This window comes from Streptomyces ficellus (genome assembly GCF_030406405.1).
GTDB classification, from domain to species: Bacteria; Actinomycetota; Actinomycetes; order Streptomycetales; family Streptomycetaceae; genus Streptomyces; species Streptomyces ficellus_B.
Window position 1 is genome coordinate 36,248 of the sequence record NZ_JAUEPL010000053.1, and the last position, 14,849, is coordinate 51,096.

The window sequence follows — 14,849 nt, forward strand, 5'->3', positions numbered from 1 at the left end:
CCGCTTAAGTATGTTTATCGGTGCTTCGCTAGGTGCCGTTGGTATTGCTACGTTCGGCAACCATGAACGTCGGAATGTCGTCCCTGTCCTGGGATGTACGGAAAGCCCGGATCGTCGTCCTCGTTGTCGCGGCAGTCGCGTTCGTGTCGAAAATGGCGCTCGCGGCGAACACACGCGGCCCCGCCGACGTGCGTTTCTTCTGGGGTTTCGCGCGGGCCATCGCCCGGACGGACCCGGTCCGCATCTACGCCGAGCAGATGCCGTGGCTGCCGGTCTACAACCACCCGCCGCTGGCGAGCTGGATGCTGCTGGGGATGGAGTGGTTGGCCCAGCAGGGCGTGCCCTGGCGGCCCCTGATCCGCTTCCCCGCGTGTCTCGCCGACTTCATCACCGTCCTGCTGGTGTTCGCGATCGTCCGCCGGCGCGCCGCCCGGCCGCGTACGGCCGTGTTCTGCGCGGTGGGCGCGGCGCTGTGCCCCGTCCTGGTGGCCACGTCCGGCTACCACGGCAACACCGACTCGGTGGCGGTGATGTTCGCCTTCGCCGCCGCCTACCTGCTGACCGACCGGCGCATGCCGCTGGCGGCCGGGCTCGCCGCGGCGCTGTGCGTCAGCGTCAAGCTCATCCCCGTCGTCGCCGTACCACTGCTGTTCGCCGCCGCCTGGCGCGCCGGGCGGCGCGCGCTGCTGCGGTTCACGGCCGGGTCCGCCGCGCTGTTCCTCGCCGTGTGGGGGCCGGTGATCGCGACCGTGCCGGGTGGGCTCAAGGCGAACGTACTGGAGTACGCGGGCGGCAACTTCAGCTTCTGGGGCGTCATCCGCTTCGCCCGCTGGGCGGGGGTGCCGGAGTCGTACGTCGCCCTGGTGCGCGGGGACGGCCACTTCCTGATCGTCGCGGCGATCATGGCGGTGGGCGTGTGGCTGGCCTGGCGGCGCCCGGCCGACGCGCCGCTCGCCGTCGCCGTCACGCTCGGGCTGCTGCTGTTGCTCAGCACGGCCTCGGGCGTGCAGTACCTGGCGTGGCCGGCGGCCGGGCTGTTCGTCGTGGGCCTGTGGCAGGGGCTGGCGTACGGGGCGGTCGTCGGCGGGGTGGCGGCGTCGGTCTACTCCGGGCAGCGGCCGGTGCACTGGACGGACACGGAGATGGCCTTCGGCGCGCTGGGGTGGGCGGTCCTCGCGGTCTGCGTGGCCTCGGGCATCCACCGCGCCCTGTCCGGCCCGGCGCCCGGGCCCGCCGTACCGCTGCTGCCCGAAGCCCGGCGCACCGCGCCCCAAGCGCCACCCGGCAAGGCGTCACCCGTGGACGACCCCGTACCCCGTACGCAGACGCCCACCGCGCCCTCTGCCAACTGACCCGCCCCCGAACCCCGCGAGAGTGGAGAAGCCCGTGACGGAAGGCCAGAGCAGCCGGCCAAGCCCCAGGATCGGCATCCTGGTGGTGGCGTACAACGCGGAAGCGACGCTGGAGAAGACCCTCGACCGCATCCCCGCCGACTTCCGGCCGAAGATCGCCGAGATCCTCATCCTCGACGACGCCAGCCATGACGCGACCTTCACCGCGGGCTGCCGCTGGTCCCAGCTCGACGGCATGCCGCCCACCGTCGTCATGCGGCACACCAAGAACCTCGGCTACGGCGGGAACCAGAAGGCCGGCTACGCCCTGGCCGCCGAGCGCGGCCTCGACATCGTCGTCCTCCTCCACGGCGACGGCCAGTACGCGCCCGAGCTGCTGCCGCAGATGGTCGAACCGCTCGTACGCGGCGAGTGCGAAGCGGTGTTCGGGTCCCGGATGATGCGTCCCCGCGACGCCCTGCGCGGCGGCATGCCGCTCTACAAATGGCTCGGCAACCGCGTGCTGACCCGGCTGGAGAACAAGCTGCTCGGCTCCCGGCTCACCGAGTTCCACTCCGGCTACCGGGCCTACAAGGTGGACGCCCTGCGCCGCCTGCCCATCGACCGCAACACCGACGCCTTCGACTTCGACACCCAGATCATCGTCCAGCTGGCCGACGCCGGGATGCGCATCCGCGAGATCCCCATCCCGACCTACTACGGGGACGAGATCTGCTACGTCAACGGCATGCGCTACGCCAAGGACGTCATCAAGGACGTCCTCGAATACCGGCTGGCGAAGAAGGGCTTCGGCACCTGCGGCTGGATCCCCAAGCCCGTCGAGTACGCCTTCAAGGAGGGCGACGGCTCCTCGCACGCCGTCATCCTGGACAAGATGAGCGCCCTGCCGCCCGGCCGCGTCCTGGACGTCGGCTGCTCCGGCGGGCTGTTCGCCGAGCGCCTCGAAGCCCTCGGCCACCAGGTCACCGGCATCGACTGCGTCGAGGTCGACGGCGTACGGCAGCGGTGTTCCGGCGGGTTCTTCCTCGCCGACCTGGAGGACGGGCTGCCCGAGGGGATCGGGGAGGGGTACGACTACGTCGTCGCCGGGGACGTCATCGAACACCTCTCCCGGCCCGAGCGCCTGCTCGCCCAGGTGCGGGGCGTCCTGAGCCCCGGCGGGCACGTTTTTGTGTCCGTACCGAACTTCGGGCACTGGTACTCGCGGCTGCGCGTCGCGCTCGGCGTCTTCGACTACGACCGGCGCGGCATCCTCGACGAGACGCACCTGCGCTTCTTCAGCCGCGCCAGCCTGCGCCGCACGGTCCGCTCCGCCGGGTACGACGTGCTGTCCCTGACCGCCACCGGGGCGCCCTTCTGGTCCGTCCTCGGCGGTGGCCCCACCGCCACGGTCCTGGGCGGGCTGTCCAAGGGGCTGACCCGCATCCGGCCCACCCTCTTCGGCTACCAGTACGTCGCACTGCTCACCCCGCATGCGGCGCGGACGATCATCGCTGGGGAGCACATCGATGTCCAGGACATCCTCAACCGTCAGTTCGTCCCCGCCGACAGCCCCACCCACCACGTGGGCGTCTGAGCCCGGACCGGCGCCCCGGAGGCGGACGTTGACCCTGCCCAGCCTGACGCTGCTGCTGTTCGCCGTGTTCTCCTCGGCGGCCGGCCAGATCATGCTCAAACACGGGATGAAGGCCGCCGCCACCACCGCCGAGCGCACCGGCGGCTCCCTGGCCGTACGCGCCGCGACCACGCCCTGGGTGGTGGTCGGCCTCGCCGTCTTCGCGGTGTCCGCCGTCGCCTGGATGTCCACCCTCGCCCGGGTGCCGCTGTCCATCGCGTACCCCTTCAACGCCCTCGGCTATCTGCTGATCGTGCTCGCCGGCTCCACGCTGCTGCACGAGCGGACCTCGGTGTGGACCTGGGCCGGCTCGCTGCTGGTGGTGATCGGCCTGGTGACCGTCTTCTACGGCCAACGGAACTGACCCCCCTCCGCGAGGAGCGCACGCACATGCCCACACCCCTCAGCGTCATCGTGACCGGCCACGCCCCGCACAGCCGGCTGCGCGCCTGTCTGGACAGCGTCACCGCACAGACGCCCCCCGACCTCGACATCGTCGTCACCGTCGCCGACGACGACGGCGCCGCACGCGCGCTCGCCGCCGTCCACGAGGTGCGCGACCCGCGCGTCACCGTCGTGCCCGTCGCCCCCGACGCCCCGGCCGCCACCGCCCGGGCCGCCGCGGCCCACGCCGCCACCGGCGCCCACCTGCAGTTCCTGCACCCCGCCACCGACCGGCTGCCCGCCGGGGCCGCGGCCGCCCTCACCGCCCGGCTGGGCGCCCTGCGGACGGCGCCGGACGTGCTGCTGTTCGACCACCACCACGCCCACTGGTGGGACGAGGCCGTGCCCAGCGGCACCACCGACCTCCTCGCCGCCGTCCCGGCGGACACCACCCTCGTCGGCCACCCCGGCCTCCTCGGCATCGCGCCCCTCCTCGGCAACCGCCTCATCAGCGCCCGGCTGCTGGCCGGCCACCCCGAGCTGATCGGCACCGAAGGGCACGACGAGCTCTACCTCTCGTACGCCGTGCTCCTCCTCGCCCGGCGCATCACCGCCTGCGGCACCATCGGCCTCATCCGCCACAAGGACCGCCCCGCCCAACGCCGCGCCGCCGGACCCGAGCAGCACTTCGCCGCCTTCGGCCAGTACGAACGCCTCCACCAGCTCGCCCTGGCCGCCGACGCGCCCACCGCCCTGCGCGCCCGGCTCTACGACCGGATGGTCGGCGACTACCTCACCACCCTCGCCCGGCGCGACGAACTGCCGCCCGCCCTGCTCACCGAGTACTTCCGCCGCGCCGCCCGCCACACCGCCCGCTTCCGCCCCGAGGGCCACCACCGGCCCGGCGGCCTCGACGGCGTACGCCACGCCCTCCTCGGCCAGGGCGCCCACCTGGGCTACCGCCTGCTGCGCATCGCCAACGACAAGCGCCGCGCCCTCCAGAGCGGCGCAGCCACCCGCGCCGGCCAGGTCGCCGCCGCCCGCACCCGCCACCACTACCGCCGCTCCCTGCGCCGGGGCATCGACCAGGACCTCGCCGTCTTCTCCGCGTACTGGGGGCGCGGCGTCCACTGCAACCCCGCCGCCATCGCCGCCGAACTCGCCGAACTGGCCCCCGACATCCGCCAGGTGTGGATCGTCGAACCGGACCGCGTCCCGCTGCTGCCGCCCGGCACCGACCACGTCCTGCCCGGCACCCGCCGCTACTGGGACGTCCTCGCCCGCGCCAAGTACCTGGTCAACAACGTCAACTTCCCCAACGCAGTCGTCAAACGCCCCGGCACCGTCCACCTCCAGACGCACCACGGCACCCCCCTCAAGCGCATGGGCGTCGACCAGCGCGAGCACCCCGCCGCCGCCCAGGGCCTCAACTTCGAGACCCTGCTGGAGCGCGTGGACCGCTGGGACTACAGCCTGTCCGCCAACAGCCACTCCACCGAGATGTGGCAGCGCGCCTACCCCTCCGGCTACCGCACCCTGGACTACGGCTATCCGCGCAACGACATCCACTACCGCGCCACCGCCGCCGACGTCCGCGCCGCCCGCGCCAAGCTCGGCATCCGGCCCGGTCAGCGGGCTCTGCTGTACGCCCCCACGCACCGCGACCACGAATCCCGCTGGACGCCCCGCCTCGACCTGCCCCGGCTCGCCGACGACCTCGGCGAGGACACCGTCCTGCTCGTCCGCGGCCACTACTTCCACGAGCGGCTGCCCGGCCCGCGCCACGACCGCGTCCTCGACGTCACCGGCTACGACCCCGTCGAAGAACTCGCCCTGGCCGCCGACGCGCTGATCACCGACTACTCGTCGATCATGTTCGACTACGCCAACCTCGACCGGCCCATCGTCCTGCACACCGACGACTGGGAGACCTACACCGCCACCCGCGGCGTCTACTTCGACATCACAGCCGAACCGCCGGGGCCCGTCACCCGGACCCAGGACGACCTGACCGGCATCCTCCTCGACGGCACCTGGTGCGACGAGGCCGCCGCCAAACAGCGCCACGACTTCCGGCTGCGCTTCTGCGAGTACGACGACGGGCGCGCCGCCGAGCGCGTCGTCCGCCGCGTCTTCCTCGGCGAGGGCGAGGAGAGCCTGCCGCCCGTGCTGCCCCTGGAGCGCCGCACCCCCGCCCCGACCCCCGAGGAGGCCGCGCGCCGATGATCACCATCCCCGATGTGACCGTCACGGTCATCGTCCACAACGACGCCGAACGCCTGCCGCGCGCCATCGCCTCCGTACGCGCCCAGACCCTGCGCGACATCGAGATCATCATCAGCGACGACCACTCCACCGACGCCACCCCGCAGGTCGCGGCCGCGCTCGCCGCCCAGGACGACCGCATCCGGGTGCTGAGGCTGGAGCGCAACAGCGGCGGCTGCGGCGCCCCCCGCAACCGGGCCATGGACATCGCCCGCGCGCCCTACCTGATGTTCCTCGACAGCGACGACGAACTGCCGCCGCGCGCCTGTGAACTGCTGCTCGCCGCGCACGCCGAGGCCGACGTCGACTTCACGATGGGCGCGGTGGAGCGGGTGCGCACCGACACCGGCGACGTCTCCGCCTGGATGGCGCCGCTGTTCACCCGGCGCCGCACGGTCCGCGGCATCGAGGACGAGCCCCGGCTGCTGTTCGAACCGCTGTCCACCAACAAGATGTACCGCAAGGAGTTCCTGGACCGGCACGCCCTGCGCTTCCCCGAGGGCCTGCACTACGAGGACCAGTTGTTCTCCGCCCGCGCCTACACCCACGCCCGCGCCCTCACCGTCATCACCGAGCCCGTCTACCGCTGGTACATCGCCCCCTACGCCGGCGCGGAGGCGGCGACGATCTCCAACCGGCGCCACCTGATGTCCAACGTGCGGGACCGGGTGACGGTCGCGCGGCTGATCGACGCGTTCCTGGAGGAGGAGGGGGCGTCGGCGGCGGTCCGGGAGGAGAAGGACTACAAGTTCCTCTCGCACGACCTGCGGCTGTACGCGGGCGACCTGCCCTACCGGGACGTCGCGTGGGTCGAGGAGTTCGCCGCCGAGGTGGTGCCGTATCTGGACGGGCTGTCGGCCGCCGCGTTCGCACGGCTGCGGCGGGACGAGCGGGTGGTGATCGGGCTGCTGCGGGAGGGGCGCCACGAGGAGGCCCGCCTGGCCGCCCGGGGCGCTGCGCACGGCGCGGGCCCCCGCGAGACGGTGCGCGACGGGCGGGGGCGTACGTACTGGGGGAGCGCGCTGCCCTCATCGGAGGCGGCGCGGCGTGACCTGGACCTCGCGGACCTCGACCTGGAGGGCTGCCCCTTCGGCTCCGCCCGGTTCCGGCACGAGATCACCCGGGTCGCGCAGGGGCCGGGCGCCGCGGTGGACCTGACGGTACGCACCTACGACCCGGGGCTGCGGCTGCGGCTCGCCCCCCAGCCCGCGCGCCTGCACGTCTCACCGGCCGGGCGGCGGCTGACCGTGCCGCTGCGGCTGGACCCGGCGGGCCGCGGCGTCTTCGAGGGCACCGTACGGCTCGACCTGGCGGCCGCGTCGCTGCCCGTGCACGGCTTCCGGGGCGTGCGCCACCCCGTGCTGGAGGTCACCGACGGGTGCGGCGGCAACACCGGCGTGCTGCTCGCGCCCCTGGACTTCGCGCCCTTCGAGGTGGCCGGCGCCGGGCGGCACCGGGTGACGGTCGAGCCGGAGGGGCGGGAGGCGGGACGGTTGCAGCTGCGCTGGCGGCCGGGGGGAGTGGTGGGCCGGCTGCTCGGCCCGGTGGTGCAGCGGGGGCCGGTGCGACGGGCCGCCAAGGCGCTCGTACGCCGGTAGCGGCGCTCAGCGCGGGGCCGGGAAGAGCACCCCGGCTCCGCCCAGCGCCGGAGCCGGGCGGCGGTCCTCGACCGGTACGACGGGCGGCAGGGCCGCCGGGTCCTCGCCCAGGAACAGGTGCCGCACCACCCGCTCGGCCGCGTACCCGTCGTCGTACGGGCAGAAGCGCGCCCGGAAGGCGGCCCGCAGCTGCGCCGAGCGCGAACCGCGCCAGTGGCCCGTGGCGAAGATGTCGATCAGCTCGTCCTCGGTGCGGGCCACCGCGCCCGGCGGGAACGCCCGCAGATCGAAGTAGGTCCCGCGGGCCGCGTCGTACGCCGTCCAGTCCTCCGTGTGCACGACGATCGGCCGGTCCAGGCCCGCGTAGTCGAACATCAGGGACGAGTAGTCGGTGACCAGCACGTCGGAGGCCAGGCACAGCTCTTCGACGGCGGGGTGGGCGGAGACGTCGATGACCCGGGGGTTGGTGGTGGCCTCGGGCCCGGTGCCGTGCGTGGGGTGGGGGCGGGCCAGGACGACGTAGCGGGGACCGAGGGCCAGCAGCAGCCGGTTCAGGTCCAGCAGCCGCGGCTGGGGGTGTGCGTAGTCGCGGTGCGTGGGGGCGTACAGGATCGCGGTGTGGCCCTCGGGGATGCCCAGCGACTCGCGCAGCGCGGCGACGTCGGAGGCGGTGGCGCGCTGGAAGACGTCATTGCGCGGGCAGCCGAACTCCAGGGTGCGGTAGGCGGCCGGGTAGACCCGCTCCCACACCAGGCTGGAGTGGCGGTTGGCGGTGATCAGGCAGTCCCACTTGTCGATGTTGCGCAGGAGCTGCGCGAAGTCCAGGGAACGCGCGGCGGCCGGCCGGTGCTGGAGGTCCAGGCCCATGTGCTTCAGCGGCGTGCCGTGCTGGGTCTGGATCAGCAGCTGGCCGCGCCGCTTGACCAGCCGCCGGTCGAAGTTGACGTTGTTGACCAGGTACGCGGAGCGGGCCAGCGCCGTCCAGTACGCGGCCGACCCCGGCCGGAGCCACCGCGTGCCGGGCGGCACCGTCGCGGCGTGCTCGGGCGCGCAGATCCACGCCGTGCGGACGTGCGGGGCCAGTTCGCGCACCCGCTCCTCGATCGCGGCCGGGCTGCACGCGTACCCGCGGTTCCAGTACGCGGCGAACACCGCCCGGTCGGCGCGCACCGGCAGGCACAGCTGGACGCGGTAGTGCAACTGGAGCAGGGCGCCGCGCAGGGCGCGCGCGGCCGCGGAGCCGTACCGCAGGGCATGCCTGAGCAGCACCCGGGCGGCCATGAGCGCGCGGTACGTGCGGTGGCTGCCCAGCCGGACCAGGGCGTGCCGGACGCGCGTGGTGAGCTTCGGCGTCGCGCCGCGCGTGCGGTAGCGGCGGTAGTGGCCGCGGGCGCGGCGGAAGAAGGCGGCGCGGGTGCCGCGCGGGAGGCGGCCGCGCGCGGTGAAGACCGACGTGAAGTGGTCGGCCATGCGCCGGAACAGCACGGGCCGCCAGCGCGCCAGCTCGGGCCGCGCGTCGATGAACGCGAAGACCCGCTCGTACTGGTCGAACAGGTCGAAGTGGCGCAGGCTGGTGGTGCGCAGGATGGAGCCCGTGCGGCGCTGGCGGTAGTGGACGCAGACGCGGTCCAGGGTCGCGATCGACCCGGCGGCCATCAGCGCCGGATACGTCCAGGGCGTGTCCTCGTAGAAGCCGGGCGGGAAGGCGAAGCCCTCGCGCTCGACGAACTCCCGCTTGTACGCCTTGTTCCACACCACCATCAGCACCCGCAGCAGCTCCGGGCGCTCGGTCAGCGGGAAGGGCGCCGGGCCGGCCTCGCTGAGGTGGCGGTGGAACTCGTTGCGCACCGCCTCGCCCGACCAGTACACGCGGGCGTAGTCGTACACCAGGAGGTCGGGCGAGCCGGTCTCCTTCAGGCGGTCGGCGATGGCCTGGAGCGCGCCCGGCACGAAGGTGTCGTCACCGTCCAGGAAGACGATGTAGTCCCCGGTGGCGCGGGCGAGCCCGGCGTTGCGGGCGGGACCCAGGCCGGCGTTCTCGGGCAGGTGCACGGCGACGACCCGGCGGTCGAGGGCGGCGAACTCGTCGATGACCGCCCCGCAGCCGTCGGGTGAGCAGTCGTCCACGGCGATCAGCTCCAGATCGCCGCAGGACTGCGAGAGCACCGACTCCAGGCACTCGTGCAGATAGGCCTGGACCTTGTACGCGGGGACGATGACGCTGAACCGGGGCATGGCCCGGGAACTGCCGGTGGACCGACCGGGTTACGCCCGCCGTGGCATACGGGGGACGGCCGCCGTCCCCCGTATGCCTGGCGTCATTTCACCGCGCCCGCCATCACACCGGAGACGAACTGCCGCTGGAAGGCGAAGAACACGGCGAGGGGGATCACCATGGAGACGAAGGCGCCGGGCGCCAGGATGTCGACGTTGTTGCCGAACTGCCGCACCTGCTGCTGGAGCGCGACCGTGATCGGCGGCGACTCGGAGTCCGCGAAGATCAGCGCGATCAGCATGTCGTTCCAGACCCACAGGAACTGGAAGATGCCCAGCGAGGCGATGGCCGGGCCGCCCAGCGGCATGACCACCCGGGTGAACAGCCGGATCTCGCCCGCCCCGTCGAGCCGGGCGGCCTCCAGCAGCTCGCGGGGGATCTCCGCGAAGAAGTTGCGCAGCAGGAAGATCGCGAACGGCAGGCCGAAGGCCACGTGGAACAGCACGACGCCGAGCGTCGTCTCGAAGATGCCGATCTCGCCGAACAGCTTCGACACCGGTACGAGGGCGACCTGCACGGGCACCACGAGCAGGCCGACAACCAGCAGGAACCACCATTCGCGGCCGGGGAACTCCATCCACGCGAAGGCGTATCCGGCCAGCGAACCGATCACGACGACGAGGACGGTCGCCGGGACGGTGATCAGGACCGTGGAGAGGAGGGAGTGGGTGATGGTGTCGTTGTCGAGGATGTTCGCGTAGTTGGCGGTGGTGAGCTGGGCGGGCGCGGTGAACACCGTCCACCAGCCGCTCGCGCTCATGTCGGCGGGGTCGCGCAGCGAGGACAGCAGCAGGCCGACCGTCGGCATCAGCCAGAACAGCGCGACCAGCACCAGGAAGACCCGCATGACCCCGCCGCCGGTACGGGCCGCGATACGCGCGGCGAGGCTCTGCCGGGTGCTGCCGCTCATCGCCGGGCCTCCTTCCGTATGCGCCGGATGTTGCTGTGCTTGCCCGGGGGACAACCCCCGGACCCCCGGCAGAAGACCGCGGCGGGGGCGGAACGGTCGCTCATCGCCGGGCCTCCTTCCGTATGCGCCGGATGTTGAAGAACATCACCGGGATCACCAGCAGCAGGAGCAGTACGGAGATGGCGCTGCCCACGCCGAGGTGCGCGTCCGTGCCGAACGAGGAGCGGTAGAGCTGGAGCGCGAGCACGTTCGCGTCGTCCTGGACCGAGCCCGGCGCGATGATGAACACCAGGTCGAAGATCTTCAGGACGTTGATCATCAGGGTGACCAGGACGACCGCGAGGACGGGCGCCAGCAGCGGGACCGTCACACGGCGGAACACCTGCCACTCGTTGGCACCGTCCACGCGGGCCGCCTCCAGCAGCTCACGCGGCAGGCCCGCCAGACCGGCCGCGATCAGCACCATCGCGAAACCCGCCCACATCCATACGTAACTGCCGATGATGGCCGGGGTGACCAGGGACGGGCCGAGCCAGTCCACGCCGTTGTACGGCTCGCGGAAGTTGCTCTCCGGCAGCCGCAGATGGGCGCCGTCCGCCTCCTTGGAGAGGGAGAAGGTGCCATCGGCGGCCGCCGTGGCGGTGGCGACGACCCTGCCGTCCTTGACCGCCTCGACCTTGAGCCCCTTGAGGCCCAGCTCCTTGGCGTCGATGGTGTTGGACGTGCCGCCGCCGCCCTTGGTGAAGTCCAGCCAGGCGGTGCCGGTGACCTGATCCCCGCTCGTGGGCGGTGCGGTGGCGGGCTTCGCGTCGCCCGGCATCTTCGCGGGCGCCACACCGACCAGCGGCAGCTTCACCTGTGTGCCGGCCCGGACGGGCTCCTCGGTGATGAACGCCCCGCCGCCCGCCGCCTTGAGCGGGTGGACGTCGAGCGGCCGCGCCTTGGGGTAGCCGGCCGACTCGGAGAACACGTCGTGCACGCCCACCCACACGGCGTTGGCGACGCCACGGTCCGGATCCTGCTCGTACACCAGCCGGAAGATGATGCCGGCGGCCAGCATCGAGATCGCCATGGGCATGAAGACGATCAGCTTGAACGCCGTACCCCAGCGGACCCGCTCCGTGAGGACCGCGAAGATCAGGCCGAGGGCCGTGGCGACGGTCGGCGCGACCACGACCCAGACGGCGTTGTTCTTGACGGCGGTGAGGATGGTGTCGTCGGTGAAGATCTCGACGTAGTTGCCCAGTCCGGCGAAGCCGTTGCCGGACTGGTCGAAGAAGGACCGGTAGACCGAGTACCCGATCGGGTAGACCACGAGCGCGCCCAGCAGGACCAGCGCGGGCAGCAGGAAGCCGGCCGCGACGACCTTGCGGGTTCCGGTGACGCTCCTGCGCGTACCGGTGGCGCTCTTGCGTGTGCCGGGGGGCACCGGTGTCACCGTGCCCCCCGGGGGAACCGCCGCCGACATGGCGTCAGTCGCCCTTGAATGCCTTGGCCGCGTCGGCCTCCAGCCGCTGCTGGACACCCGCGATGTCCTTCGGGTTCTTCAGGAAGTCCTGAAGCGCCTTCCACTCACCCTTGCCGGGCGTCCCGCCGAACGACTGCGGCATCTGGTCCGACATGTCGAAGCGGAAGTCGTCGCCCGCCGCGATCAGCGCCTTGCCGATGTCGCGCTGCACGTCGTTGGGGTACGCCGCCACGTCCATCGACTTGTTGGGGGAGATGAACCCGCCCTCCGCCGCCCAGACGCGGGCCGCGTCGGGGGACGCCAGGAACGTCAGCAGCGCCTGGGAGGCGGGCTTGTCGGTCAGCGCGACGGCCACGTCGCCGCCGGTCACCACGGGCGGCTCGGCACCCACCGCCGGGAACGGGAACGCCTTGGCGTCCTTGCCGATCTCAGCGTCGGTCTGGGCGATGTTGATGGCGACGAAGTCACCCTCGAAGACCATCGCGGCCTTGGGCTCGTCGCCGCCCGTGAACGTCTGCGTGACGGACGCCGGGAACTCCGTCTGCAGGGCACCGGCCGCGCCGCCCGCGATCAGGTTCGGCTTGCCGAACAGCTCGGCGAGGGTGGTGAGCGCCTTCGTGACCGAGGGATCGGTCCACTTGATCCGGTGCTTGGCCAGCTGGTCGTACTTCTCGGGACCGGCCTGCGACAGGTAGATGTTCTCGAACCAGTCGGTGAGCGTCCAGCCGTCCGCGCCACCGATGGAGAAGGGGGTCACACCGGAGGCGGAGATCGTCTCCGCGGTGCTCAGCAGGTCCTTCCAGGTCTTCGGCTCCGATACGCCCGCGTTCTCGAAGACGGCCGTGTTGTACCAGATCAGCGACTTGTTGGCGGCCTTGAAGTACACCCCGTACTGCGTGCCGTTGACCGCCCCCAGGTCCTGCCAGCCCTTGGAGTAGTTCTTGGCCAGCTGCTCCTTGGCCCCGGCGCCGGCCGGCTTGGCCCACTTGCGCTCGACGGCTTGCTGGAGCGCCCCGACCTGCTGGAGCATGGCGACATCCGGCGGCGCGCCGCCCGCGATCTTCGTACCGATGTAGTTGAGCATCGCGTCCTGCGTCGGTACGTAGGCGACCTGTGCCCCGGTGCGCTTCTCGAACTCGTCGAGGACCTTGGTGAAGGCCTGCTGTTCCGGGCCCGTCCACACCGCCACGACCTGGACCTGCTGGCCGTCCAGCCTGGGCAGCTGAACGGTCGCGGCCCCGCCGGTGGCGTCCTTGGTGGTGTCCTTCGCCGGCTCGGAGCCGCCCTTCCCGCCGTCGCCGCCGCCGCACCCGGCGAGGGCGAGGGCACAGGCGGCCGCGATCGCCATGGCGGCCCTGCGTGTCCGAAGAGTTGTGCGCATCACTGCCCCGTCTCTTCCATGCGCTTCCGCTCGCGCTCGTCCCCGCGCGTGCGCGTCCCGCCGTCAGGTCTACGCCCGGTGTACGGGGGTCGCAATACCGCCTTGGGTGTCAAGTCGGCGATCGTGATCGGGTCGTGACGTGCCGTCAGTGCCGCGGTGAGGGCTGGTGGCCGGAAGTGAGCGGCGGCAGGGGTGTCGCGTCGACGGAGCGGGCCGCCCGGTCCAGCGCGCTGGCCAGCAGCGCCAGGTCGGTGGGGCCGTTGCCCAGTTCGCGCACCGGGCGGCGGGTCGGCGGGTCGCCCATCCGCTCCCACTCCAGCGGCACCACGGTGGGCCGCTGCGTCGCCGTACGCGGGATGCGCCCGGTGATCCGGCCGCCCTGGAACGGCGTCACCCGGCCGTCCGGGTGACCCAGCCGGCCGCGCCCCGGCGCCGGGACGTCGGGACCGGGCGACACGGGCGGCGCGTCCAGCACGATACGCAGCCGCGCCCCGTGGGCCAGCTCCGTGTCGGCCGTGCGGTCCGGGCGGGCGGACGCCGCCACCAGGTGCACGCCCAGGCGGTGGCCCTCCCGCGCCACGGCGTCCAGCGCCCGCACGACCGACCCGGCAGCGGGCCGCCCGGGGCTGCCGAGGGCGGGCGCGACCAGCGCGTCGAAGTCGTCGACCAGGACGACGAGGCGGGGCAGCGGGACCTCGTTCTTCGTACGGGCGGCGGCGGGGCGCAGCCGCAGCGTGCCGGTGGGCGGGGCGTTGTCGTCGGTGCGGTGGCCGGGGCCGTGGTCGCGGGCGTGGTCGTTGTGGTCGTTGTCGTGGTCGGCGGGCCGTCGCGGGCCGACCATCCGGTCCGCCACCTCGCGCTGGGTCTGCCACTCGGTGAACTCCTGGCGGCCCAGCAGCTCGGCGCGCCGCTTCAGCTCCGCCCCGAGTGCCTGGGCGAACTCCCGCATCCGAACGGGGTCCGAGGCGACCAGATGCTCGGTGGCGTGCGGGAGTTCGGCGCAGGGGGCGAGCCCTTCGCCGCGTCCGCCGCCCGAGCCGTCGACCAGCAGCAGGGCCAGCCGGTCGGGGCGGGACGCGGCCGCCAGGGAGGCGGCGACCGCGCGCAGCAGCTCCGTGCGGCCGCTGCCCGGCGGGCCCTCGATCAGCAGATGCGGGCCCTCTGTGGTGAGGTCCACGGCCAGCGGCCCTCGCGGACCGGCGCCCAGCACGGCCGTGCCGTCCGGCGCCGACGCCCACCGGGCCATCAGCGACGCGGGCGTGGCCCGGGCCAGGCCCAGCTCGTCCAGCAGCCGGGCCGACGGGGGCAGCGCCACGGCGGTGGGGCGGCGCGGCCGGCCGCCGTTGAACCCGCTCCGGCGGTGCCCGTGCGCGATCAGGTGCGCCACGCCCGCGCGGGCGCCGCCGAAGCTGTCGGACAGCACCCCGTCCGCGTCGATCCGCCCGGCCGGGCGGTCCACGAAGACCGTCGCGAGACCCGCCCTGATCTCCGGCTCCAGGTACCGGTGATCGGTACCGGCCGGGATCACGATCAGCCCGTCGACGCGGCGGGCGCACAGCGCCAGCGCCAGTTCCTGCTCGCGGTCCGGGTCCTCGGCGCTG

General features: G+C 72.8%; 10 protein-coding genes. 5 read left to right on the top strand and 5 right to left on the bottom strand.

Annotated features, from left to right (window positions below; genetic code table 11):
- Window positions 1-62: 62 nt before the first annotated feature.
- The 5 genes from QWM81_RS26565 to QWM81_RS26585 are packed head-to-tail and all read left to right on the top strand — an operon-like array spanning window position 63 to window position 7,214.
- Window positions 63-1,352 (top strand): hypothetical protein, encoded by a 1,290-nt coding sequence (locus tag QWM81_RS26565; RefSeq protein ID WP_290114897.1) that lies wholly within the window; start codon window positions 63-65, stop codon window positions 1,350-1,352.
- 34 nt (window positions 1,353-1,386) lie between these two features.
- Entirely contained in the window at window positions 1,387-2,928 is a 1,542-nt protein-coding gene (locus QWM81_RS26570) for a bifunctional glycosyltransferase/class I SAM-dependent methyltransferase (RefSeq protein WP_290114898.1), read from the top strand.
- Between the two features lie 28 nt (window positions 2,929-2,956).
- Window positions 2,957-3,331, top strand: coding sequence for a DMT family transporter (locus tag QWM81_RS26575; RefSeq protein WP_290114899.1), 375 nt, complete (start codon window positions 2,957-2,959; stop codon window positions 3,329-3,331).
- A 26-nt stretch (window positions 3,332-3,357) separates the two neighbouring features.
- A complete protein-coding gene (locus QWM81_RS26580; RefSeq protein WP_290114900.1) occupies window positions 3,358-5,577 on the top strand; it encodes a CDP-glycerol glycerophosphotransferase family protein in 2,220 nt (739 codons plus the stop codon).
- Entirely contained in the window at window positions 5,574-7,214 is a 1,641-nt protein-coding gene (locus QWM81_RS26585; RefSeq protein WP_290114901.1) for a glycosyltransferase family 2 protein, read from the top strand. Before QWM81_RS26580 ends, QWM81_RS26585 begins: the two co-directional genes overlap by 4 nt.
- A 6-nt stretch (window positions 7,215-7,220) precedes the next feature.
- Here the strand turns inward: QWM81_RS26585 and QWM81_RS26590 are convergent, their stop codons facing one another.
- The 5 genes from QWM81_RS26590 to QWM81_RS26610 all read right to left on the bottom strand — a co-directional run.
- Window positions 7,221-9,449: a bifunctional glycosyltransferase/CDP-glycerol:glycerophosphate glycerophosphotransferase gene (locus tag QWM81_RS26590; RefSeq protein ID WP_290114902.1), complete on the bottom strand. Its 2,229-nt coding sequence runs from the start codon at window positions 9,447-9,449 to the stop codon at window positions 7,221-7,223.
- A gap of 83 nt (window positions 9,450-9,532) precedes the next feature.
- A complete protein-coding gene (locus QWM81_RS26595; RefSeq protein ID WP_290114903.1) occupies window positions 9,533-10,399 on the bottom strand; it encodes a carbohydrate ABC transporter permease in 867 nt (288 codons plus the stop codon).
- Between the two features lie 100 nt (window positions 10,400-10,499).
- Complete coding sequence (locus tag QWM81_RS26600; protein WP_435372460.1) at window positions 10,500-11,867, bottom strand: carbohydrate ABC transporter permease; 1,368 nt, start codon at window positions 11,865-11,867, stop codon at window positions 10,500-10,502.
- 4 nt (window positions 11,868-11,871) lie between these two features.
- On the bottom strand, window positions 11,872-13,248 hold the full coding sequence (locus tag QWM81_RS26605; protein ID WP_290114905.1) for an ABC transporter substrate-binding protein: 1,377 nt from the start codon (window positions 13,246-13,248) through the stop codon (window positions 11,872-11,874).
- Between the two features lie 145 nt (window positions 13,249-13,393).
- Window positions 13,394-14,849: FtsK/SpoIIIE domain-containing protein (locus QWM81_RS26610; RefSeq protein ID WP_290114906.1), on the bottom strand; the 1,456-nt coding region annotated here is incomplete at its 5' end.

Coding starts and splice junctions, on each gene's coding strand:
- QWM81_RS26565 (WP_290114897.1), top strand. CDS start 63: ATGAACGTCGGAATGTCGTCCCTGTCCTGGGATGTACGGAAAGCCCGG.
- QWM81_RS26580 (WP_290114900.1), top strand. CDS start 3,358: ATGCCCACACCCCTCAGCGTCATCGTGACCGGCCACGCCCCGCACAGC.
- QWM81_RS26585 (WP_290114901.1), top strand. CDS start 5,574: ATGATCACCATCCCCGATGTGACCGTCACGGTCATCGTCCACAACGAC.
- QWM81_RS26590 (WP_290114902.1), bottom strand. CDS start 9,449: ATGCCCCGGTTCAGCGTCATCGTCCCCGCGTACAAGGTCCAGGCCTAT.
- QWM81_RS26595 (WP_290114903.1), bottom strand. CDS start 10,399: ATGAGCGGCAGCACCCGGCAGAGCCTCGCCGCGCGTATCGCGGCCCGT.
- QWM81_RS26600 (WP_435372460.1), bottom strand. CDS start 11,867: ATGTCGGCGGCGGTTCCCCCGGGGGGCACGGTGACACCGGTGCCCCCC.
- QWM81_RS26605 (WP_290114905.1), bottom strand. CDS start 13,248: ATGCGCACAACTCTTCGGACACGCAGGGCCGCCATGGCGATCGCGGCC.